This window comes from Streptacidiphilus sp. ASG 303, assembly GCF_020991365.1.
GTDB lineage: Bacteria > Actinomycetota > Actinomycetes > Streptomycetales > Streptomycetaceae > Peterkaempfera.
In genome coordinates this window covers 1-601 of sequence record NZ_JAJLRA010000093.1, presented here as the reverse complement: position 1 = coordinate 601, position 601 = coordinate 1, and the positions used below count along the sequence as shown (strand labels likewise).

Annotated in this window: 1 protein-coding gene and 1 pseudogene; both read left to right on the top strand. The window is 73.4% G+C overall.

Annotated features, from left to right (window positions below; translation table 11 throughout):
• Nucleotides 1-140 (top strand): annotated as a pseudogene (locus LO771_RS30055) (carbohydrate ABC transporter substrate-binding protein); the annotation flags it as partial.
• A 9-nt stretch (nucleotides 141-149) separates the two neighbouring features.
• A partial coding sequence (locus LO771_RS30050) for a carbohydrate ABC transporter permease (RefSeq protein WP_374228281.1) occupies nucleotides 150-601 on the top strand: 452 nt, incomplete at its 3' end.

Sequence of the window (601 nt, the reverse complement as noted above, 5' to 3'; positions counted from 1 at the left end):
ACCAGGCGCCGGCGGCCTTCGGCGGCACCAAGGGCGCCGGGGAGTGGAAGGACCTGCAGGACTTCCTCGCCCACCCCAAGGACGTCGCCGGCGCGCAGAAGCAGCTCGAGGCCGACGCCGCCAAGGCGTACGGGAACTGAGGCCGGCCGATGGCCGCCCCCGCAGCCCCCGCCGCCGCGGCGCGGCCGCCGAGGGGGCGGGTGCCCGGCACCCGCCCCTGGGCCGCCGCGCTCTTCCTGCTGCCCGCCCTGGTCCTGCTGGGCGCCCTGGTCCTCTACCCGATCCTGTGGTCGCTGGCGCGCAGCCTCTACGGCATCGACGACTTCGCCCACTTCGTCGGCCTGCGCAACTACGGCGACCTGTTCACCCAGCGGGCGACGCTCACCGCGCTGAGGAACAACGCGATCTGGGTCGCGGTCGCCCCCGCCCTCACCACCGCGCTCGGACTGGTCTTCGCCGTCCTGACCGAGCGGATCCGCTGGGGCACCGCCTTCAAGCTGGTGGTCTTCATGCCGATGGCGGTCTCCATGCTGGCCGCCGGCATCATCTTCCGCCTCGTCTACGACCAGCAGCCGGAGAAGGGCGTCGCCAACGCCGTCGT